This is a genomic window from Duganella violaceipulchra, from assembly GCF_019166075.1.
Taxonomy (GTDB): Bacteria; Pseudomonadota; Gammaproteobacteria; order Burkholderiales; family Burkholderiaceae_D; genus Rugamonas; species Rugamonas violaceipulchra.
The window spans coordinates 103,170-122,510 of the sequence record NZ_JAHTGR010000015.1 but is presented as its reverse complement, the minus strand read 5'-3'; the positions used below and the strand labels follow the sequence as shown (position 1 = coordinate 122,510).

The 19,341-nt window shown below is 63.4% G+C and carries 20 protein-coding genes; 11 read left to right on the top strand and 9 right to left on the bottom strand.

The genetic code is table 11. The annotated features are described in order from the left end of the window. Positions 1-75: 75 nt before the first annotated feature. The 7 genes from KVP70_RS25035 to gatC form a co-directional block, all read right to left on the bottom strand. Complete coding sequence (locus tag KVP70_RS25035; RefSeq protein WP_217945148.1) at positions 76-876, bottom strand: lysozyme inhibitor LprI family protein; 801 nt, start codon at positions 874-876, stop codon at positions 76-78. Then, positions 873-1,358, bottom strand: coding sequence for a GNAT family N-acetyltransferase (locus KVP70_RS25030; RefSeq protein ID WP_217945147.1), 486 nt, complete (start codon positions 1,356-1,358; stop codon positions 873-875). Before KVP70_RS25030 ends, KVP70_RS25035 begins: the two co-directional genes overlap by 4 nt. A 110-nt stretch (positions 1,359-1,468) precedes the next feature. Further along, on the bottom strand, positions 1,469-1,786 hold the full coding sequence (locus KVP70_RS25025; RefSeq protein WP_217945146.1) for a DUF5615 family PIN-like protein: 318 nt from the start codon (positions 1,784-1,786) through the stop codon (positions 1,469-1,471). Then, entirely contained in the window at positions 1,770-1,988 is a 219-nt protein-coding gene (locus tag KVP70_RS25020; protein ID WP_217945145.1) for a DUF433 domain-containing protein, read from the bottom strand. The genes KVP70_RS25025 and KVP70_RS25020 overlap by 17 nt, the downstream gene beginning before the upstream one ends. A gap of 101 nt (positions 1,989-2,089) precedes the next feature. Further along, positions 2,090-3,550, bottom strand: a complete 1,461-nt coding sequence (gatB, locus tag KVP70_RS25015; protein ID WP_217945144.1) for an Asp-tRNA(Asn)/Glu-tRNA(Gln) amidotransferase subunit GatB — start codon at positions 3,548-3,550, stop codon at positions 2,090-2,092. Between the two features lie 24 nt (positions 3,551-3,574). Continuing rightward, positions 3,575-5,047, bottom strand: a complete 1,473-nt coding sequence (gene gatA, locus KVP70_RS25010; protein ID WP_217945143.1) for an Asp-tRNA(Asn)/Glu-tRNA(Gln) amidotransferase subunit GatA — start codon at positions 5,045-5,047, stop codon at positions 3,575-3,577. A 52-nt stretch (positions 5,048-5,099) separates the two neighbouring features. Continuing rightward, on the bottom strand, positions 5,100-5,402 hold the full coding sequence (gene gatC / locus KVP70_RS25005) for an Asp-tRNA(Asn)/Glu-tRNA(Gln) amidotransferase subunit GatC (protein ID WP_026334972.1): 303 nt from the start codon (positions 5,400-5,402) through the stop codon (positions 5,100-5,102). A 274-nt stretch (positions 5,403-5,676) separates the two neighbouring features. Here gatC and KVP70_RS25000 point away from each other — a divergent pair, with 274 nt between their 5' ends. The 8 genes from KVP70_RS25000 (at position 5,677) to KVP70_RS24965 (ending at position 15,876) form a co-directional block, all read left to right on the top strand. Beyond that, entirely contained in the window at positions 5,677-6,720 is a 1,044-nt protein-coding gene (locus KVP70_RS25000) for a rod shape-determining protein (protein ID WP_008445008.1), read from the top strand. Between the two features lie 92 nt (positions 6,721-6,812). Beyond that, a complete protein-coding gene (gene mreC / locus KVP70_RS24995; RefSeq protein WP_217945142.1) occupies positions 6,813-7,931 on the top strand; it encodes a rod shape-determining protein MreC in 1,119 nt (372 codons plus the stop codon). After that, a complete protein-coding gene (gene mreD / locus KVP70_RS24990; RefSeq protein ID WP_020704839.1) occupies positions 7,928-8,440 on the top strand; it encodes a rod shape-determining protein MreD in 513 nt (170 codons plus the stop codon). Before mreC ends, mreD begins: the two co-directional genes overlap by 4 nt. Before the next feature lie 27 nt (positions 8,441-8,467). After that, entirely contained in the window at positions 8,468-10,450 is a 1,983-nt protein-coding gene (mrdA, locus tag KVP70_RS24985; protein ID WP_217945141.1) for a penicillin-binding protein 2, read from the top strand. Positions 10,451-10,459: 9 nt separating this feature from the next. Further along, positions 10,460-11,572 carry a rod shape-determining protein RodA gene (rodA, locus tag KVP70_RS24980; protein ID WP_217945140.1) on the top strand — a complete coding sequence of 371 codons (1,113 nt, stop codon included), beginning with the start codon at positions 10,460-10,462 and terminating at the stop codon, positions 11,570-11,572. Then, entirely contained in the window at positions 11,572-12,717 is a 1,146-nt protein-coding gene (rodA, locus tag KVP70_RS24975; RefSeq protein ID WP_217945139.1) for a rod shape-determining protein RodA, read from the top strand. Before rodA (KVP70_RS24980) ends, rodA (KVP70_RS24975) begins: the two co-directional genes overlap by 1 nt. Further along, a complete protein-coding gene (gene mrdA / locus KVP70_RS24970; protein ID WP_217945138.1) occupies positions 12,714-14,711 on the top strand; it encodes a penicillin-binding protein 2 in 1,998 nt (665 codons plus the stop codon). The genes rodA (KVP70_RS24975) and mrdA (KVP70_RS24970) overlap by 4 nt, the downstream gene beginning before the upstream one ends. A 10-nt stretch (positions 14,712-14,721) precedes the next feature. Beyond that, entirely contained in the window at positions 14,722-15,876 is a 1,155-nt protein-coding gene (locus tag KVP70_RS24965) for a septal ring lytic transglycosylase RlpA family protein (protein WP_217945137.1), read from the top strand. Positions 15,877-15,881: 5 nt separating this feature from the next. Here the strand turns inward: KVP70_RS24965 and KVP70_RS24960 are convergent, their stop codons facing one another. Further along, on the bottom strand, positions 15,882-17,012 hold the full coding sequence (locus KVP70_RS24960; RefSeq protein ID WP_217945136.1) for a sterol desaturase family protein: 1,131 nt from the start codon (positions 17,010-17,012) through the stop codon (positions 15,882-15,884). A gap of 97 nt (positions 17,013-17,109) precedes the next feature. On the opposite strand from KVP70_RS24960, the gene KVP70_RS24955 reads away from it, so the two are divergent. The 3 genes from KVP70_RS24955 (at position 17,110) to KVP70_RS24945 (ending at position 18,651) form a co-directional block, all read left to right on the top strand. After that, positions 17,110-17,661, top strand: coding sequence for an NUDIX hydrolase (locus KVP70_RS24955; protein ID WP_217945135.1), 552 nt, complete (start codon positions 17,110-17,112; stop codon positions 17,659-17,661). Between the two features lie 137 nt (positions 17,662-17,798). After that, the gene (locus tag KVP70_RS24950; RefSeq protein WP_217945134.1) at positions 17,799-18,200 is read left to right on the top strand and encodes a hypothetical protein; all 402 of its coding nucleotides are present in this window, start codon (positions 17,799-17,801) and stop codon (positions 18,198-18,200) included. Between the two features lie 7 nt (positions 18,201-18,207). After that, on the top strand, positions 18,208-18,651 hold the full coding sequence (locus KVP70_RS24945; RefSeq protein ID WP_217945133.1) for a GNAT family N-acetyltransferase: 444 nt from the start codon (positions 18,208-18,210) through the stop codon (positions 18,649-18,651). 2 nt (positions 18,652-18,653) lie between these two features. Here KVP70_RS24945 and KVP70_RS24940 read toward each other — a convergent pair whose 3' ends face one another. Continuing rightward, positions 18,654-19,337, bottom strand: coding sequence for an SPOR domain-containing protein (locus KVP70_RS24940; RefSeq protein WP_217945132.1), 684 nt, complete (start codon positions 19,335-19,337; stop codon positions 18,654-18,656). Between the last annotated feature and the right edge of the window lie 4 nt (positions 19,338-19,341).

Genomic DNA, 19,341 nt, shown 5'->3' with positions numbered 1-19,341 from the left:
CATTCGGACACGAGGCCTACTGTAAAGTCCTATATGGCCGGGTTCGTGTCCGAATGTCAGACTTGACCCCCTTGCTTAATGCGCAGGTATCCAGTTCATCAGCCGGTCGTTCTGGGTTTGGTACTGCTTGCCCAGGCAGGCGTTGATGTCGGCGGCGGCGGCGCAGGTGGCGTCGCGCTCTTTCAGCCATTTGCGCTGGAAGTCGCGCAGCTGGTTGCGGGCATCGACGGTGTCATGGCCTTGGCGCAGTTCCTTGACCAGCTTGGCCAGCGCCAGATCCTGTTTGGCCAATGCCGGATCGGCGCAGATGTTTTTTTCAACCTTGGTGGCGGCGGCCTTGCAATCGTAGGACGGACCGTCGGCCGCCGGCTCGAAGCGTGCCGTCGGCTTGAATTGTGCGGCGTCCATGCTGGCGCTGGCGCCGGCGCGGTCGATGAATTCTACGCTGACCGGCGTAACGTCGTTTGCGCTCATCCAGTCGATCAGCGCGCGGCGTGCCGGCGCTGGAATCTGTTGTGCGGACAGGCTGTTGGAGCCGAGGCGCAGTTCGCCGTCGATGATGTTGGCGCCCAGGCCCTGGCCGGTCTGGGTGTCGATCCAGAAGAAGCCTTTGAACGGACAGGCGTGCGCCTCGCAGGCCGATACGCTGACATAGCGCTTATCGACCACAAACACCGGCTCCGCCGGGCCGCCCAGCCCCGTTAGCACTTCCCTGGAAAATTTTCCGGGAAGGCGAGTCTCGATCAGCGGCTTGGCGCGCTTGTCCCAGATGAAGGCATTGCTCGATTTGCCCTCGTAGCTCAACGGCCAGTCGATCGCCGTGGCCTGGGCCAGCGTGGACAGCGTCAGGGCCAGCAGGGCAATCAGGTTTTTCATTGGGCTTCCGTAAACAGGCGCTTCATTTTGCGGCCGCCGGTGATTTCGAAGCCGTGACGCTCATAGAACGCCAGGCTGCGGTCGAATTCCGGCAGCGGCGGCGTGCACACTTCCAGCCGGTTCCAGCGCCGCTTGCGCGCCAGTTCGGCGGCGGCGTTCAGCAGCAGGCCGCCCACACCGTTGGCGCGGAACGGCGGGGCGACGAAGAATTCCTGCATGGTCGCCAGCGCGCCCTCCGCGTACAACGCGCGGCCTTCGGAGATGCCGACGAAGCCGATCGCTTCACCTTCCGCAATCGCGATCAGCGCGAGGTATTTCTCTTCGCGCAGCAGGGCGTGGCACAAGCTGGCGGTTTTTTGCAGGTCCAGGTTGAAGGTCTTCACGCCCAGGCGCTGGGATATTTCTTCGGTCAGCGCCACGGCCATCGCGGCGATCGCGGCTGCATCTTCAGGAACGGCCAGGCGTATTCTCGTATCGGTCATTGCGTTGATTCTTTAGTCGTAAGGTTAAACAGGATAGCAGTTTGCGATCCGCGAATACTCGCGCATTCTCACAGTGCTCGCGTTTCATCGCTAAGGCTACTGTTCTGAGATCAAGAGATTCGAGTGATCGCGAGAGGTGGCAGGCTAGCTAGCGCCTGCGTGAGGCCGGGAATGAGCGGCAACAGAGAAGCTAATGCGTTTGATGGCGCATCCAACACCACAACCGATATCGGCAAGCTGCCTAAATTTTGTTGATGTTGAATGTTCTTGTCGACCGTGATGAATACGTCGAAATTTGAAGCCGCTTTTAAAAGTAATAATCCATTTTTCATTCCGCTCCAGCCACTTTCGGTTACGGTGGAAACTGTGTGGCCGGGCAGGTATCGCCGCAATCCGGCGGGGACGGACTCGTCAAGCAACAAGCGCATGATCGAGCAGCTGGCCCTTTGCTGCCTCTATGACTGCCACGGCCATTTCTCGGGAGACGGTAGGGAAATCTGCCAGGAATTCATTAAGCGAGGAAGGTCCAACCAAGTAATCGAAAAGGTTCTGCACAGGAACTCGTGTCCCTTGAAAGCAAGGAACGCCGCTCATGATTTCTGGATCGCTCTTGATGTACCGGGTATCCATTGCCGACTCCTGTATGCAAAGTCTAGCATATTCGGATGCTAATAAAAACGCCTCACAAGTTGGCTAACTGTGAGGCGTCCGCAAACACATCGCCAAAGACGTTACCCTGCCAGCTTGGCCTTCAGCAACTCGGTCAGTTGCGCCGGGTTGGCCTTGCCGCGCGAGGCTTTCATCGCCTGGCCGATCAGCGAGTTGATCGCCGCTTCCTTGCCCGCACGGTACTGCTCCACCGATTTCTCGTTGGCGGCGATGACCTCGTTGACGATCGCTTCCAGCGCGCCGGTGTCGGAGATTTGCTTCAGGCCCTTGGTGTCGATCAGCACGTCCACCAGCTTGTCGTCGGCCGACTTGGCCGCCCACATGTCGCCGAACAGTTCTTTCGCGGTCTTGTTGTTGATGGTGCCGTCGGCGATACGCTTGAGCATCAGCGCCAGTTGCGCCGGCGAGACCGGCGCGTCGGCGATGTCCACGCCTTCGCGGTTCAGGGTCGACGCGACGTCGCCCATCAGCCAGTTGGCGGCGGCCTTGGCGTTTTCCTTGCCGGCCTGGTCCACCACGGCGACGAAGTAGGTCGCCATCGCCTTCGATGCGGTCAGCACCAGCGAGTCATATTCCGGCAGCGCGTATTCGCTGACGAAGCGTTCGCGCATGGCGGCCGGCAGTTCCGGCATCGAAGCCTTCACCTTGGCGATCCATTCGTCGGAGATGACCAGCGGCGGCAGGTCCGGGTCCGGGAAGTAGCGGTAGTCCTGCGCGTCTTCCTTGCTGCGCATTTCGCGCGTCTCTTTGCGGTCGGGATCGTACAGGCGGGTCGCTTGCACCACCTTGCCGCCGTCTTCGATCAACTCGATCTGGCGGCGCACTTCAACGTGCACCGCTTCCTCGATGAAGCGGAACGAGTTCAGGTTCTTGATCTCGCAGCGGGTGCCGAGTTTCTCGTCGCCTTTGCGGCGCACGGAGACGTTGACGTCGCAGCGGAACGAGCCTTCCTGCATGTTGCCGTCGCAGACGCCGAGCCACATCACCAGCGAGTGCAGGGCCTTGGCATAGGCCACGGCTTCGGCGGCGCTGCGGATTTCCGGCTCGGAGACGATTTCCAGCAGCGGCGTGCCGGCGCGGTTCAAGTCGATGCCGCTCATGCCGGCGTAGTCTTCGTGCAGCGATTTGCCGGCGTCTTCTTCCAGGTGGGCGCGCGTCAGGTTGACGGTCTTGGTGACGAATTCGCCATCCTTCTCGTAGCCGAAGGTCAGCGAGCCGCCGATGACCACAGGATCTTCGAATTGGCTGATCTGGTAGCCCTTCGGCAGGTCGGGGTAGAAGTAGTTCTTGCGGGCGAAGATGGACGCCGGCGCGATCTTCGCGCCGACCGCCAGGCCGAAGCGGATCGCGCGATCCACCGCCTGCTTGTTCATCACCGGCAGCACGCCAGGCAGCGCCAGGTCGACCGGGCTGGCTTGCGTGTTGGGCTCGGCGCCGAACTTGATCGGCGATCCGCTGAAAATTTTAGATTCGGTCGTGAGCTGCACGTGGTTCTCAAGACCGATGACGACTTCCCATTCCATATTGTTCTCGCTGTATTTGGTGTATTAGATGCCGGCAGGTGCGCGGGTGTGCCAGTCGGTCGCCAGCTGGTACTGGTGGGCGACGTTCAGCAGTTTCGCTTCGCCGAAATGCTTGCCGATGATCTGCAAGCCCACCGGGCGGTTCTTGGCGCCGAAGCCGACCGGGATCGACATGCCTGGCAAGCCGGCCAGGCTGGTGGACAGCGTGTAGATGTCGGCCAGGTAGGCGGCCACCGGGTCGTCGGACTTGTCGCCCAGGTCCCAGGCCACGGTCGGCGCGACCGGTCCCATGATGACGTCGCAGACGGCGTTCGGGCCGTTGAGCACCGCTTCGAAATCCTGCGCGATCAGGCGGCGGATCTTTTGCGCCTTCAGGTAGTAGGCGTCGTAGTAGCCGTGGCACAGCACATAGGTGCCGACCATGATGCGGCGTTTGACTTCGGCGCCGAAGCCTTCGGCGCGGGTCTTGCGGTACATGTCCGACAGGTCCTTGTACTCCGACGCGCGGTGGCCGTAGCGCACGCCGTCGAAGCGCGACAGGTTGGACGAGGCTTCGGCCGGCGCGATCATGTAGTAGGCCGGGATCGACAGCGCGGTGTTCGGCAGCGAGATGTCCACCAGGGTCGCGCCCATTTCGACATACTTGGCCAGCGCTGCGCGCACGGCGTCTTCCACGTCCTTGGCCAGGCCCTCGCCGAAGTATTCTTTCGGCACGCCGATGCGCAGGCCTGCCAGCGGCCGGCCCAGTTCGCGGGTAAAGTCTTCGTCGATGCCGCCCATTTCAGGCGTCAGCGAGGTCGAGTCGCGTTCGTCGAAGCCGGCCATGGCGTTGAGCAGCAGCGCGCAGTCTTCCGCGGTTTGCGCCATCGGGCCGCCCTGGTCCAGCGACGAGGCGAAGGCGATCATGCCGAAGCGCGATACGCGGCCATAGGTCGGCTTGATGCCGGTGATGCCGCAGAAGGCGGCCGGCTGGCGGATCGAGCCGCCGGTGTCGGTGCCGGTGACGGCCGGCGCCAGGCGCGCGGCCACGGCGGCGGCGGAACCGCCCGAGGAGCCGCCAGGCACGGCGTTCTTGTCCCACGGGTTCTTGACCGGACCGAAGGCCGAGTTTTCATTGGCCGAGCCCATGGCGAATTCGTCGCAATTCAATTTACCCAGCGTGACCATGCCGGCCGCGCGGAACTTCTCGACCACGGTGGCGTCGAACGGACTGACGTAGTTGGCCAGCATTTTCGAGCCGGCGGTCGAGCGCCAGTCGCGGGTGACGAAGATGTCCTTGTGGGCGATCGGCACGCCGGTCAGCGCGGTGGCGGTGCCGGCGGCGATGCGGGCGTCCGCTTCGGCCGCTTGCGCCAGGGTCAGCGCGCGGTCCACGTGCAGGAAGGCGTTCAGGTCGCTCTTGTCGATGCGGTCGAGGAAGTGCGTCGCCAGTTCGGTGGCGGTGATGGCTTTGCTTTGCAGCAGCGCGGACAGCTCTTTAATGGTTTTGGTGTGCATGGCGTTTCAATTCAGATTCGGTGATCGGGAAGGGGGAAGGACACGACGGTCCTTACTCGATCACCTTCGGCACCAGGTACAGCCCGTCCTGGGTCTTGGGCGCGACGGCCTGGTAGTCTTCGCGGCGATTGGCCTCGGTGGCCACGTCTTCGCGCAGGCGCAGGGCGATGTTGTTCATGTGCGCGCCCAGCGGGTGGCTCAGCGGAGCGACGCCGTCGGTGTCGACCGCCTGCATCTGTTCGGCCAGCGCAAAAATGCCGTTCAACTGGTCCAGCGCGGTGGCGCTCTGCTGCTCGCTCATCTCAAGTTGTGCCAGTTTGGCAATGCGTGTTACGTCGGATAGGGTCAGGGACATGGCGAATGGCGCGGACGGGCCGCGCAAGGTTTAATTGTTATATTGATAAAAAACTGGAAATTCTGCCTTTTCGCTGGCAAAAGCAAAGGATTGCCGCTTAACTCGCGGACTCAACCGATACACTTTTGGCGGGATTTTCGGCAAATCGCATTCAAATTATAAGGTAGAATGGCGGGTTGATGCGTTGCCGGCGCTGAATCATTGCAGCCGCCGCGTCACCACAGGATTTCTTTCTAACGGCTTACGCGCACATCAGTAGCGCCACAGGACACACATGTTTGGTTTTTTACGCAGGTATATTTCCACCGATCTGGCCATCGACTTGGGCACGGCCAACACGCTGATCTACGTTCGCGGCCAAGGCATCGTCCTGGACGAGCCGTCGGTCGTCGCGATCCGCCAGGAAGGCGGCCCTAACGGCAAGAAGACGATCCAGGCCGTTGGTAAAGAAGCAAAACAGATGCTGGGCAAGGTCCCAGGCAACATCGAGGCGATCCGCCCGATGAAAGACGGCGTGATCGCCGACTTCACCGTCACCGAACAGATGCTCAAGCAGTTCATCCGCATGGTGCACGACTCCAAATTCTTCCGCCCTTCGCCGCGCATCATCATCTGCGTGCCGTGCGGCTCGACCCAGGTTGAGCGCCGCGCGATCCGCGAATCGGCGCTGGGCGCCGGCGCTTCGCAGGTCTACCTGATCGAAGAACCAATGGCGGCGGCGATCGGCGCCGGCCTGCCGGTGTCCGATGCTACCGGCTCGATGGTGGTCGACATCGGCGGCGGCACCACCGAGGTGGGCATCATCTCGCTGGGCGGCATGGTCTACAAAGGTTCGGTGCGCGTGGGCGGCGACAAGTTCGACGAAGCCATCGTCAACTACATCCGCCGCAACTACGGCATGCTGATCGGCGAACAGACCGCCGAAGCGATCAAGAAGGCCATCGGTTCGGCCTTCCCTGGATCGGAAGTGAAGGAAATGGAAGTCAAGGGCCGCAACCTGTCCGAAGGCATCCCGCGCTCGTTCACGATTTCGTCCAACGAGATCCTCGAAGCGCTGACCGACCCGCTGAACAACATCGTTTCGGCCGTGAAGAACGCGCTGGAACAAACGCCGCCGGAACTGGGCGCCGACATCGCGGAAAAAGGCATGATGCTGACCGGCGGTGGCGCGCTGCTGCGCGACCTGGACCGCCTGCTGATGGAGGAAACCGGCCTGCCGGTGCTGGTGGCGGAAGATCCGCTGACCTGCGTGGTGCGCGGCTCGGGCATGGCGCTGGAGCGGATGGACCAGCTGGGCTCGATCTTCTCCTACGAATGATCTGACAAGACGGGGCCGCGAAACAGCGGCCCCGATGCATTGGGATGAGTTGACAGTCTCGTTGGCGCGCGAGCGCCGGATTATTGGAAGTCATGGAATACAGTCCTCCGCCACTTTTCAAGCAAGGCGCCTCCGCCCGCGTCAAGATGACGGTATTCGCGTGCATATCGATCGCACTGCTGCTGGTCGATTCACGCATGCACACCTTGACCACGGTGCGCAAAGCGGCAGCCACCGTGCTGTATCCGCTGCAAATGGCAGCCTTGCTGCCGCGCGACGCCATCTACGGCGTCGGCGATTATTTCTCCACCTTGTCGTCGCTGGAAAAGCAGGTGCGCGAGCTTAAACGCCAGCAGATCGCCGGCGCGCTGGTGCTGCAACAAGCACAGCTCCAGACGGCTGAAAACGGCCAGCTGCGCCGCCTGATGGACGCCCGCGAGCACCTGCCGGTGAAGTCGATGCTGGCCGAGATCCTGTACGACGCGCGCGACGTCAACAGCCGCAAAGTGATCCTCGACCGCGGCACCCAGCAAGGCGTGGCGCTCGGCCTGCCGGTGATCGACAACCAGGGCGTGGTCGGCCAGGTCACCCGCGTGTTCCCCTTTACTTCCGAAGTGACGCTGCTGACCGACAAGGAACAGGCCATACCGGTGCAGCTGCTGCGCAACGGCTTGCGCAGCGTGGCCTATGGCCGCGGCAAGTCCGGCGCGCTGGAGCTGCGCTTCACGGCGCCCAACGCGGACATCCAGGTGGGCGACATCGTCGTCACCTCGGGCCTGGACGGGGTCTACCCGGCCGGCCTGGCGGTGGCGCGCGTGAGCCAGGTGGAAAACAGCGCGGCCGGTTCCTTCGGCGGCGTGGTGTGCCAGCCGCTGGCCGGCATCTCCAACAATACGCAGCTGCTGATTTTGATGTCGGCGCCGGAGATGCCTCCGCGTCCGCCGGAGGAAGAGCTGCGCGCGCTCAAGAAGCATAACAACAAGATGGCGCCGATCAAGGAGGCGCCGAAAGAAGGCGTCGACCCGGCGCCCGCCACCGCACCGGCGCCTGTGCCGGCCGGTCCGCCCGGCCTGATGCCGGTGATGCCGCCGCCCGCGCCCAAGCCTGCGGCGGCCGCCGCCGCCACCGCGCCGGCAACCGCGCCAGCGGCTGCACCGGCGGCCGCCCAGCCTGCGCCAGCTGCCACCCCACCGAAGGAACCGGCACGATGAACCGTCCCCACTATATCCTGCTGCCGGTCAGCCCGCTGTTCATCGCCTTCAGCCTGTTCTGCGCGTTTCTACTGAACCTGCTCCCGTGGGGGAACTTCGTCGGCGTGCCGGATTTCGTCGCGCTGGTGCTGGTGTTCTGGGGCGTGCACCAGCCGCGCAAGGTCGGCATCGGCACCGCCTTCTTCCTCGGCCTGCTGATGGACGTGCATGACTCCACGCTGCTGGGCGAGAACGCGCTGGCCTACACGCTGCTGTCCTACTTCGCGATCATGCTGCATCGCCGGGTGCTGTGGTTCCCGCTGCTGACGCAGGCCATGCACGTGTTCCCGCTGCTGCTGATGGCGCAGTCGGTGCAGCTGGTGGTGCGTTTCTTCGTGTCCGGCAAATTCCCCGGCTGGTTCTACTTCGTCGAAAGCGTGATCGCCGTGGCCCTGTGGCCGCTGGCGACCTGGCTGCTGCTGGCGCCGCAGCGCCGCGCGGTCGACCGCGACCACACGCGCCCGATCTGACGCCCGGTCGGGCAGTGACTGAGCACCATGACTGAACTCAAGGACAATCAACGAGAGCTGCACCAGTTCCGCCTGCGCCTGACGGTGCTGGGGGCGCTGGTGTTCTTCTGTTTCGCCTCGCTGCTGGCGCGCTTCATCTGGCTGCAGGTCTACAAGCATAGCGACTACGTCGCCCAGGCCGAAGAGAACCGCATCGCCATCGTCCCGATCGAGCCCAATCGCGGGCTGATCCTGGACCGCAACGGCGTGGTCCTGGCGCGCAACTACTCGGCCTTCACGCTGGAGATCACGCCGTCCAAGCTGAGCGCCACGCTGGATGAAACCATCGACGAGCTGTCCAAGCTGATCACGGTGGAGACCAAGGACCGCAAGCGCTTCAGGAAGCTGCTGGAGGAATCCAAGGGCTTCGAGAGCGTGCCGCTGCGCACCCGCCTGACCGACGAGGAGGTGGCGCGCTTTTCGGCGCAGCGCTTCCGCTTCCCCGGCGTGGAGGTGCAGGCGCGCCTGTTCCGCCAGTATCCGCTGGGCGAGATCGCCTCGCACGTGATCGGCTACATCGGCCGCATCAACACCACCGAGGCCAAGGCCATCGCCGACACCGAGGATGCCGCCAACTATAACGGCACCGACCATATCGGCAAGGAAGGCCTGGAGAAAAGCTACGAGAAGCAGCTGCACGGCATCACCGGCTACGAGGAAGTGGAGAAGTCGGCCGGCGGCCGCGCCATCCGCACCCTGTCGCGCACCGCCGCCACGCCGGGCAGCAATTTGATCCTGTCGATCGACATCGAGCTGCAAAAGGTGATCGAGGAAGCCTTCGGCGAATGGCGCGGCGCGCTGGTCGCGATCGAACCGGAGACCGGCGACATCCTCGCCTATGTCTCGCGGCCCGGCTACGACCCCAACCTGTTCGTCGACGGCATCGACTCGCAAAGCTGGAACGACCTCAATACCTCGCTGGACAAGCCGATGGTGAACCGTCCGCTGTCGGGCACCTATCCGCCCGGTTCCACCTTCAAGCCCTTCATGGCGCTGGCCGCGCTGGAGCTGGGCAAGCGCACGCCGGGCCAGACCATCTTCGATCCGGGTTCGTTCACGCTGGGCGGCCACAAGTTCCGCGACGATAAGCCGGGCGGCCACGGCACGGTCGACATGTACAAGTCCATCGTCGAATCCTGCGACACCTACTACTACATGCTCGGCAACGAGTTGGGCATCGACGCCATCAGCGATTTCATGAAACCATTCGGCTTCGGCCAGCTGACCGGCATCGACCTGGAACACGAGAAGCAGGGCATCCTGCCGTCCAAGGAATGGAAGCGCAACCGCTTCAAGAAGAATCCGGCGGCGCAGAAGTGGGTCGGCGGCGACACCATCTCCATCGCCATCGGCAACGGCTTCAATAGCTACACGCCGCTGCAGATGGCGCACGCGGTATCGAACCTGGCCAACAACGGCATCGTCATGAAGCCGCACCTGGTGAAGATCATCGAGGACAGCGTCACGCGCACGCGCAAGCTGACGGTGGCCAAGGAAAGCTACCGCATCCCGCTCAAGCAGGAGCATATCGACATCATCAAGAACGCCATGGTGGGCGTGACCACCGGTGGCACGGCGGCGCGCGCGTTCGCCGGCGCCGGCTACACCTCGGGCGGCAAGACCGGCACCGCGCAGCTGGTGGCGATCAAGAAGAACGAGAAGTACAACGCCAACCTGATCGCCGAACGCCTGCGCGACAACGCGCTCTACACCGCCTTCGCCCCTGCCGACAAGCCGCGCATCGCCATCGCGGTGGTGGTGGAGAACGGCGGCTTCGGCGCCGGCGTGGCCGCGCCCATCGTGCGCAAGGCGCTTGACTACTACCTGCTGGGCAAACGCCCGAACGAAAAAGAAACCACCCGCGTGCCGAAGGAAGACGCCGAGCTGCGCTCCGTGCCGGACGTCCAGGCCGAGCAGGGCGTCAGCGACGACAAGAAGCCGGGCGCTGAAACTCCCGGCAACAAGGAATAAAGGACCCGCATGCGCATCAACGAAAGGCGTTCCCTGTGGCGCCGCCTTCGCCCCTATTTCACCGTGTTCGACCTGCCGCTGATGCTGATCATCTGTGCGCTGCTGTCGGTTGGCCTGGTCACGCTATATTCGGCCGGCATCGGCATCCCCGGCAAGGTCGAGGACCAGCTGCGCAACATCTGCCTGGCCTTCATCGTGATGTGGTTCGTCGCCAATGTGTCGCCGCAGATGATGATGCGGATCGCCGTGCCGGCGTATGTGATCGCGGTGACCTTGCTGATCGGCGTGGCGCTGTTCGGCACCATCAAGCTGGGCGCGCGGCGCTGGCTGCATGTGGGCATCGACATCCAGCCGTCCGAGTTCATGAAGATCGCCATGCCGCTGATGCTGGCGTGGTTCTTCCAGCAGCGCGCCGGCCATCTGCGCTGGCACGATTACGCGATCGCCGCCGTGCTGCTGGCGATCCCGGTGGGGTTGATCGTCAAGCAGCCGGACCTGGGCACCGCCTTGCTGGTGGTGGCCGCCGGCTTCTGCGTGATCTTCCTGGCCGGTCTGGCGTGGAAGGCGCTGATCGCGCTGTTCGTGGCCGCCGCCGCCAGCCTGCCGGTGATCTGGTCGGTGATGCACGACTACCAGCGCGAGCGTGTGATGACGCTGATCGATCCGACCTCCGACCCGCTGGGCAAGGGCTTCCACATCATCCAGTCCACCATCGCGGTGGGTTCGGGCGGCATGACCGGCAAGGGCTGGACCCACGGCACCCAGGCCCACCTGGAGTTCATCCCCGAACGCACCACCGACTTTATCTTCGCCGTGTTCTCCGAGGAGTTCGGCCTGACCGGCAACCTGGTGCTGATGTTCCTGTACCTGCTGCTGATCGGCCGCGGCCTGATGATCGCCGGGAACGCGCCCAACTTCTTCACCCGTTTGCTGGCCGGCGCGGTCACGATGATTTACTTCACCTACGCCTTCGTCAACATGGGCATGGTCAGCGGCATCCTGCCGGTGGTCGGCGTGCCGCTGCCGTTCATGAGCTACGGCGGCACCGCGCTGCTGACGCTGGGCCTGGGCGCCGGCATCCTGATGAGCATCCAACGCCACCGCAAGCTGGTGCAGACCTGATGCGGGTGCAGGACGGTCGCACGCTGTGGCAGCGTGTGCGGCCTTATTTCACCGTGTTCGACGCCCAGCTGGCCATCATCATGTTGTTGCTGCTGTCGGTGGGGCTGGTCACGCTGTACTCGGCCGGCATCGCGATTCCCGGCAAGGTGACCGACCAGCTGCGCAATATCTGCATGGCCTTCCTGGTGATGTGGATGGCGGCGAACACCTCGCCGCAGATGATGATGCGCGTCGCCGTGCCGGCCTACGCGCTGGGCGTGGCGCTGCTGGTGGCGGTGGCGCTGGTGGGCACCATCAAGGGGGGCTCGCGTCGCTGGCTCACCTTCGGCGTGCAGGTGCAGCCGTCCGAATTCATGAAGATCGCCATGCCGCTGATGATGGCCTGGTTCTTCCAGCGGCAGCAAGGGCAGCTGCGCTGGCATTCCTATTTGATCGCGGCGCTGCTGCTGGCGATCCCTGTCGGCCTGATCGCGCGCCAGCCCGACCTGGGCACGGCGATGCTGGTGGTGGCGGCCGGCGCCTGCGTGATCTTCCTCGGCGGCCTGTCGTGGAAGGCGATGGCGGCGCTGGGCGCGACCGCTTGCGCCGGCCTGCCGGTGCTGTGGACCGTGATGCACGACTACCAGCGCGACCGCGTGCTGACCTTGATCGATCCGTATCATGACCCGCTGGGCAAGGGCTTCCACATCATCCAGTCGATGATCGCCATCGGCTCGGGCGGCGTGAGCGGCAAGGGCTGGACCCACGGCACCCAGGCCCACCTGGAATTCATCCCCGAGCGCACCACCGACTTTATCTTCGCCGTGTTCTCCGAGGAGTTCGGACTGGCCGGCAACCTGGTGCTGCTGGTGCTGTACCTGCTGCTGATTGTGCGCGGCCTGAATATCGCCGTCAATGCTTCCACCTTCTTTACGCGCCTGCTCGCGGGTTCCATCACCATGATTTACTTCACCTACGCTTTCGTCAACATGGGCATGGTCAGCGGCATCGTGCCGGTGGTCGGCGTGCCGCTGCCGTTCATGAGCTATGGCGGCACCGCCTTGATGACACTGGGCCTGGGCGCCGGCATCCTGATGAGCATTCAGCACCACAGCCGCGGCGTGCGCGGCGGCGCTTCCACTCGCGCGTGGGGAGCCGCCGCATGATGGAGATGAAGGATACGGAGCGCGAGCTCCAGCAGTTCCGCGCCCGCGTTACGGTGCTGGGGGCGATGGTGTTCATCTGTTTCGGCCTGCTGCTGGCGCGCTTCATCTGGCTGCAGGTGGTCAAGTACAACGACTTCGCCGTCAAGGCGGAGGAGAACCGCATCGCCATCGTGCCCATCGTGCCCAATCGCGGCCTGATCTTGGACCGCAATGGCGTGGTCCTGGCGCGCAACTACTCGGCTTTCACGCTGGAGATCACGCCGTCCAAGCTGGTCATGACGGTGGATGAAACCATCGACGAGCTGTCCAAATTGATCGAGATCGAGATCAAGGACCGCAAGCGCTTCAAGAAGCTGCTGGAGGAATCGCGGGGCTTCGAGAGCGTGCCGCTGCGCACCCGCCTGACCGACGAGGAAGTGGCCCGTTTTTCGGCGCAGCGCTTCCGCTTCCCCGGCGTGGACGTGCAGGCGCGTTTGTTCCGCCAGTACCCGCTGGGCGAGACGGCGTCGCACGTGATCGGCTTCATCGGCCGCGTCAGCCGCGCCGAGGCCCAGGCGATCGAAGACACCGACGATGCCGCCAACTACAAGGGCACCGACCATATCGGCAAGGAAGGCCTGGAAAAAAGCTACGAGAAGCAGCTGCACGGCGCCACCGGCTACGAGGAAGTGGAAGTGTCGGCCGGCGGCCGCGCCATCCGCACCTTGTCGCGCACGCCGGCGGTGGCGGGCAGTAACCTGATCCTGTCGATCGACATCGAGCTGCAAAAGGTGGTGGAGGAAGCCTTCGGCGAGCGGCGCGGCGCGCTGGTGGCGATCGAACCGTCGACCGGCGACATCCTGGCCTTTGTGTCGCGGCCCGGCTATGACCCCAACTTGTTCGTCGAAGGCATCGACGCCCAAAGCTGGAACGAGCTCAATACCTCGCTGGACCGGCCGATGGTGAACCGTCCGCTGTCCGGCACCTACGCGCCTGGTTCCACCTTCAAGCCCTTCATGGCGCTGGCCGCGCTGGAACTGGGCAAGCGCACGCCCGGCCAGGCGACCTACGATCCCGGCTTCTACTACCTCGGTCACAGATTCAATGACGATCTGGTGGGCGGACACGGCTCGGTGGACATGCACAAGTCCATCGTCGTCTCCTGCAATACCTACTACTATGTGCTGGGCCACGACATGGGCATCGACGCCATCAGCGGGTTTATGAAGCCGTTCGGCTTCGGCCAGCAGACCGGCATCGACCTGGAAAACGAGAAGACTGGCGTGCTGCCGTCGCAGGAGTGGAAGCGCAAGCGTTTCAAGGGTGCGGCGGGCAAGTGGATGGGTGGTGATACCATCTCGGTCAGCAACGGTTCGGGCTACAACGCCTACACCCCCTTGCAGATCGCGCACGCGGTGGCCAATCTGGCCAACAACGGCGTGGTGATGAAGCCGCACCTGGTCAAGATCGTCGAGGACAGCAAAACGCGCGCCCGGACGCTGACGGTGCCCAAGGAGAGTTATACGATTCCGCTCAAGCAGGAGAATATCGACGTTATCAAGAGCGCGATGGTTGGCGTGACCACCGAGGCGGGCGGCACCGGCGTGCGCGCCTTCGCCGGCGCCGGCTACACGGTGGGCGGCAAGACCGGCACCGCGCAGGTGATCACCATCCGCTCCGGCGAGAAGTACAACGCCGCGCGCCTGTCAGAACGCCTGCGCGACAACGCACTGTTCACGGCCTTTGCGCCGGCCGACAAGCCGCGCATCGTGCTGGCGCTGGTGGTGGAAAACGCCGGCAAAGGCGGCGCCGAAGCGGCGCCTATCGCGCGCAAGGCGCTCGATTACTACCTGCTGGGCAAGCGCCCGGCCGGAAAAGACACCACCAAGGTGCCGAAGGAAGATGCGGAAACGGTGCTGCCGGTCGAAGGGCAGACACTGGAAGAACAAGCAGCGGCGGCCGAATTCGAACGGCGCGCGCCGCAGCCAGTGCCGCCGCTGCAGAAAAAACCGTAAGGACGAAGTGATGGGGATGAACCGTAGCCGTATTTTGAATGTCTGCACCGGGCTGGCCTTGCTGGCGCTGGTCGGCTGCGGCACTGCGCCGACAGTGACCGATACCACCACCATGCCCAAGGCGCCGCGTAGCTCCGGCCCGGTCATCAAGGCGCCGTCCAGCGGCAAGCCGGAGGCCGGCCTGCCGGTGCTGCCGCCGGCGAATTCGGGACGCGGCGGCTACTACCAGGACGATGGTCCCGGCGACGCGCCGCCGTCCAACCTGGCCGACGTGCCGGACGCCGACGTGCGCAACGATCCGCTGCTGCCGTATTCCAACCGTCCCTACGTCGTCTTTGGCAAGACCTACACGCCGATCACCGGCAACCAGTCGTTCACGCAGATCGGTGTCGGCAGCTGGTACGGCAAGAAGTTCCACGGCCAGCGCACCTCGTCCGGCGAGATCTACGACATGTACAAGATGACGGCCGCGCATCCGACGCTGCCGATTCCCTCCTACGCGCGCCTGACCAACCTGGTGAGCGGCGCGGTGGTCATCGTGCGCATCAACGACCGCGGCCCGTTCCATGCCAACCGCGCCATCGACGTGTCGTACACGGCGGCGCTGAAACTGGGCTTGCTGGGCAAGGGCAGCCATGAACTGCAGATCGAACGCATCCTGCCGGATGAAGTGGACCGCATGCTGGCCACGCGCGCCGGCGTTTCGGGCACGGTGTCGCCGCGCCTGCAGTCGCAGTCGTCGCCGCGCAAGGCGTCGAGCGGCGGCCTGGGTGGCAACAACGGCGGTGGTCCGCTGCTGCTGACGCCATCGACGACCTTGAGCGAGCCGCTGGTGCTGGCGCCCAAGGCCATGCCTGGCGCGCCCTCGTCCGACGCGGAAGCGTTGATGCTGACCGATCGTGCGCCGGCCAACGCCGAGGCGCTGGCGGCCAGCACCGCCAAGGGAGGCTTCTACCTGCAACTGGGCGCCTACTCGCGCGCCGAGAATGCGGAAGTGGTGCGCAACAAGCTCTCCGGCAAAGGTCTGAATGGATTGGAAGTGGTGCAGGGCGGTTCCGTGCACCGCCTGTTCACCGGCCCGTTCGCCACGCGCCAGGAAGCGATCCAGGCGGCGCAAGGCTTGCCTTCATCGCTGAATCTGAAGCCTATCGTCGTCCAGCGCTGATCCGGTCAAAGGACAGGCCACAACATCGCGGCGGTTGTCATCACCTCGACCAGGTCGATGGCAAACAGGTAGGCGGCCGACAAGCGTCCCTGCATGTAGGCGCCCAGCGCCCAGAAGCCGCCTATCGCCGCGGTCATCGCCAGCGCGGAGCGCGCGTAGGAAAGCGCGGCCGAATGCCACAGGCACGCAGCGGCGGCCGTTACGCAAAGGCAGAACTGCGCCAGCGCCAGGCATTGGCTCCGACCGGTCAGGGGCGGGTCGTAGCGTGAGCGGGCGGCTTCCAGGTCGAACGGCTCGCCTGGCAGGGCGAGATCGGCGGGACGCCAGCCCGGAGGTTTCAGCCAGATCTTCACCTTGTCGGACCAGCGCTCCGCTTGCCGCGACAAGCTAAGCAAAACCCAGTATTCCGACACGATGGCCCACGCAGGGTCCCAGCTGTTCAACGGGCTGCGGGTGCCGTACACGCACGGCTCCTGTTCTTCGGCGAAGGTGCCGAACAGACGGTCCCAGACGACCAGCATGCCGCCGTAGTTCTTATCCAGGTACTGATCGTTGACGGCGTGGTGCACGCGGTGATTGGACGGCGACGAGAATACCCGGTCGAACCAGCCCAGCTTGCCGATGTGTTCGGTGTGTATCCAGAACTGGTACAGCAGCACGATCAGGCCGGCCAGCGCGAACTGCTCCGGCCGCACGCCCAGCAGCGCCATCGGCAGATAAAAGGCCCAGCCGATAAAGACCACGGAACTCTCCTGTCGCAGCGCGGTGGAGAAATTGAAGTCCTGGCTCTGGTGATGCACCTGGTGGGCGGCCCACATCACCGCGCATTCATGGCCCATGCGGTGCAGCCAGTAATCGCAGAAATCGAACAGCACGACGGCGGCGATCCAGCCATACCAGGAGGACCAGAAATCCGCCAGCGACACCAGGCGCACCTTGTCGAACACCCAGGTGTACAGGCCGATCTGGAACAGCTGCGTGAGCACCGCGACCAGTTGACTGATCAGGCCCTGGCTAAGACTACTCAACGCGTCGTTGAGGCGATAGGTGTTGCGCTGTTTTATCCATCCGTAGGCAAATTCCGCGACGATCAGCAGAAAAAACATCGGAAAGATCAGGACGATGAATTGTTCCATATAAAAAGGAGTGTGAGCGATCAACTGATAGTTTGCCAGATTTGTTGCATAATGTTTAGCTGTTCGGACCTAATTTTAAGAAGGACTACCTGAGAGCATGCGCCAGAAAATTCGGGACGAAATTTTATCCATTTCCCCTTTCGACGATCGGGAACGGCATGATGTTTCCAACTGCCTTGCATGGGTGGACTCCGGCGTGGAGTTGTGCCGTGTAGCGAAGCCGGCAACGCCACCGAAGCACCTGGTGTCCTATTTTGCCGTCGTCGATGACGGGCATGTGCTGCTGGTTGACCATCGGAACGCCCAGTTATGGCTGCCGCCTGGCGGCCATGTCGAACCGGGCGAGCATCCTCGCGTGACGGTGGCGCGTGAATTGGAAGAAGAGCTTGGTTTTGCGGCACCCCATCCAATAGGGGCCCCTCTGCTTGTGACCGTGACCGCGACCGTTGGCCTTACCGCCGGGCACACAGATGTCTCGTTGTGGTACCTGGTCCGAGCGAGCCGGCATCAAGCCATCAAATTTGACGAGCGTGAATTTGTAGGCGTTCGTTGGTTCCCGTTTGACGAGGTCCCGCTTGAGCGCGCCGACCCGCATATGAAGCGATTCCTGTCCAAATTGGCACTTAGCGAGAAAACCTGCGCGGCGTAGATCTCGACGATTTACCTTAGTTTAGAGGGTGCGAATGAGTTTCGGAAATTGCTATGAGGTTGACGACAGCACACGTATGAACCTATGCGCCGCTTCTTTGATGACGCGGCAGCAAGAAACAAGGCGGTAGTCATTTTATGGGGCGGATAATCTTCCAACGAGAAAACTGCAAGCCGGTCGTCGCGCCGGGCGAGCGTAAATTGGCGCTTGAGCTGTCGCGTACACGCATGTCTTTCGCGAGTCTCGCCAACGATGCGGGCGAATACGTTCAAGTCGCCGGTGGGCCTGGCTTGTTCCTGCTGGAGCGTCGGGGAGCCGATGGCGCCCACTATCGCGCATCGCAGGATACGCCCGTGGTATCGCATCCTGACGGAACGAAAATGGCATTTAGCGGCGGGAGCATGACGATGGCCCAACGCGACTGGTTTCTGCTGCGCCAGGTGACCGAAGTTTTTGTTGCCTTTGCAGAGAGTCGCGGGTGGCCATCCTATGTTCATTGGAACCAGGTGCAACTCCACGCTCTGGCCCGAACAGTCTAGACAGCCCATGGAAGGTGATTTTTTGATAGAGATTTTCGAAGCTAGCCCAAGCGAATTGGGAGATGTCGCCAACCTGTATGCCGAAGCGGCTTACGGTGCCGCCATCGACCCGGCGGATACGCTCATCCTGGCCAGGTCTGGCGGAAAGTTGGTTGGCGCTGTACGCCTATGCGCGGAGGAGGGCGTGACGGTCCTGCGTGGCATGCAAATCCGCAGCACGTTTCAGCGGAAGGGCATCGGCGCTCAGCTGCTGGCGGCGTGCCAGCCTTATTTGGGCAGGCGGCAGTCATTCTGCCTGCCGTATGCGCATCTGGTCACTTTCTATGCCGCCGCCGGGTTCGAACTCGCAGCCGAAGCAGGGCTGCCCGACTTTCTTGTGCGGCGCTTGAATGCCTACAATGCGCAGGCCAAAAACGTGGTCGCCATGCGGCGCGATACGCGCGGCGGCTGACGCTATTTGCAGGCGTGGCTTTCCGCGTTCGGGTAGCCGGCGCGGAATTGTTCCAGCTTGGCCTTGAGCGCCGTGTCCACATCGCGGAACTGGAAGGCCAGCAGCTTGCTGCCGCTCATGCGCGGCGCCACGCGCGCGGTGCGCACGCCTTGCTTCATCAGGATGGCCAGCTGGTTCTGTGCCGCGCCTTCGGTCTTGAACACGCCCAGCGAAATTCCCCAGCGCAGCGGCGAGTTGTCGTTCATGATGAAGTAGTTGGTCACGCCCAGCGCGCGCAGTTCGCCGGCCTTCTTGTCGGCGCCTTCCTTGCTGCCCTGCGGCGGCATATAAACGATATAGCTCGATACCTCGTTGCCCGGCAGGTTGTGGCGCGACTGGCGGTCGCCCAGGTTCAGCGGCGCCAGCTGGGCCTCGAAGCGGCGCGCGTCGGCCAGCACGAAGCTGCCGATCTCCACGCAGGCCAGCACTTCCGGCGCCGGCCTGGCGCTGGCGGCGGCGCTGGCCACCGCGGCCGAGGCGTCGTTGGCCTTCTCGGGTGAGATGATGGCCAGCTTGTTGGCGTTGAGCTGATTGAGCAGGCGTTCCGGTTCGCGCTCGTTGCCGCTGAAATGGCCGAGATAACCCCTGCCGTACGCGAACAGCGTGGCATTGATGGCGACCAGCGACCAGAAAATAAATTTCAGCACGGAG

Coding starts and splice junctions, on each gene's coding strand:
- KVP70_RS24955 (WP_217945135.1), top strand. CDS start 17,110: ATGCGCCAGAAAATTCGGGACGAAATTTTATCCATTTCCCCTTTCGAC.
- mrdA (WP_217945141.1), top strand. CDS start 8,468: ATGACTGAACTCAAGGACAATCAACGAGAGCTGCACCAGTTCCGCCTG.
- KVP70_RS25025 (WP_217945146.1), bottom strand. CDS start 1,786: ATGCGCTTGTTGCTTGACGAGTCCGTCCCCGCCGGATTGCGGCGATAC.
- gatA (WP_217945143.1), bottom strand. CDS start 5,047: ATGCACACCAAAACCATTAAAGAGCTGTCCGCGCTGCTGCAAAGCAAA.
- KVP70_RS25035 (WP_217945148.1), bottom strand. CDS start 876: ATGAAAAACCTGATTGCCCTGCTGGCCCTGACGCTGTCCACGCTGGCC.
- KVP70_RS24950 (WP_217945134.1), top strand. CDS start 17,799: ATGGGGCGGATAATCTTCCAACGAGAAAACTGCAAGCCGGTCGTCGCG.
- KVP70_RS24945 (WP_217945133.1), top strand. CDS start 18,208: ATGGAAGGTGATTTTTTGATAGAGATTTTCGAAGCTAGCCCAAGCGAA.
- gatC (WP_026334972.1), bottom strand. CDS start 5,402: ATGTCCCTGACCCTATCCGACGTAACACGCATTGCCAAACTGGCACAA.
- gatB (WP_217945144.1), bottom strand. CDS start 3,550: ATGGAATGGGAAGTCGTCATCGGTCTTGAGAACCACGTGCAGCTCACG.
- rodA (WP_217945139.1), top strand. CDS start 11,572: ATGCGGGTGCAGGACGGTCGCACGCTGTGGCAGCGTGTGCGGCCTTAT.
- rodA (WP_217945140.1), top strand. CDS start 10,460: ATGCGCATCAACGAAAGGCGTTCCCTGTGGCGCCGCCTTCGCCCCTAT.
- KVP70_RS24965 (WP_217945137.1), top strand. CDS start 14,722: ATGGGGATGAACCGTAGCCGTATTTTGAATGTCTGCACCGGGCTGGCC.
- KVP70_RS25020 (WP_217945145.1), bottom strand. CDS start 1,988: ATGGATACCCGGTACATCAAGAGCGATCCAGAAATCATGAGCGGCGTT.
- mrdA (WP_217945138.1), top strand. CDS start 12,714: ATGATGGAGATGAAGGATACGGAGCGCGAGCTCCAGCAGTTCCGCGCC.
- mreC (WP_217945142.1), top strand. CDS start 6,813: ATGGAATACAGTCCTCCGCCACTTTTCAAGCAAGGCGCCTCCGCCCGC.
- KVP70_RS24960 (WP_217945136.1), bottom strand. CDS start 17,012: ATGGAACAATTCATCGTCCTGATCTTTCCGATGTTTTTTCTGCTGATC.
- mreD (WP_020704839.1), top strand. CDS start 7,928: ATGAACCGTCCCCACTATATCCTGCTGCCGGTCAGCCCGCTGTTCATC.
- KVP70_RS25030 (WP_217945147.1), bottom strand. CDS start 1,358: ATGACCGATACGAGAATACGCCTGGCCGTTCCTGAAGATGCAGCCGCG.
- KVP70_RS25000 (WP_008445008.1), top strand. CDS start 5,677: ATGTTTGGTTTTTTACGCAGGTATATTTCCACCGATCTGGCCATCGAC.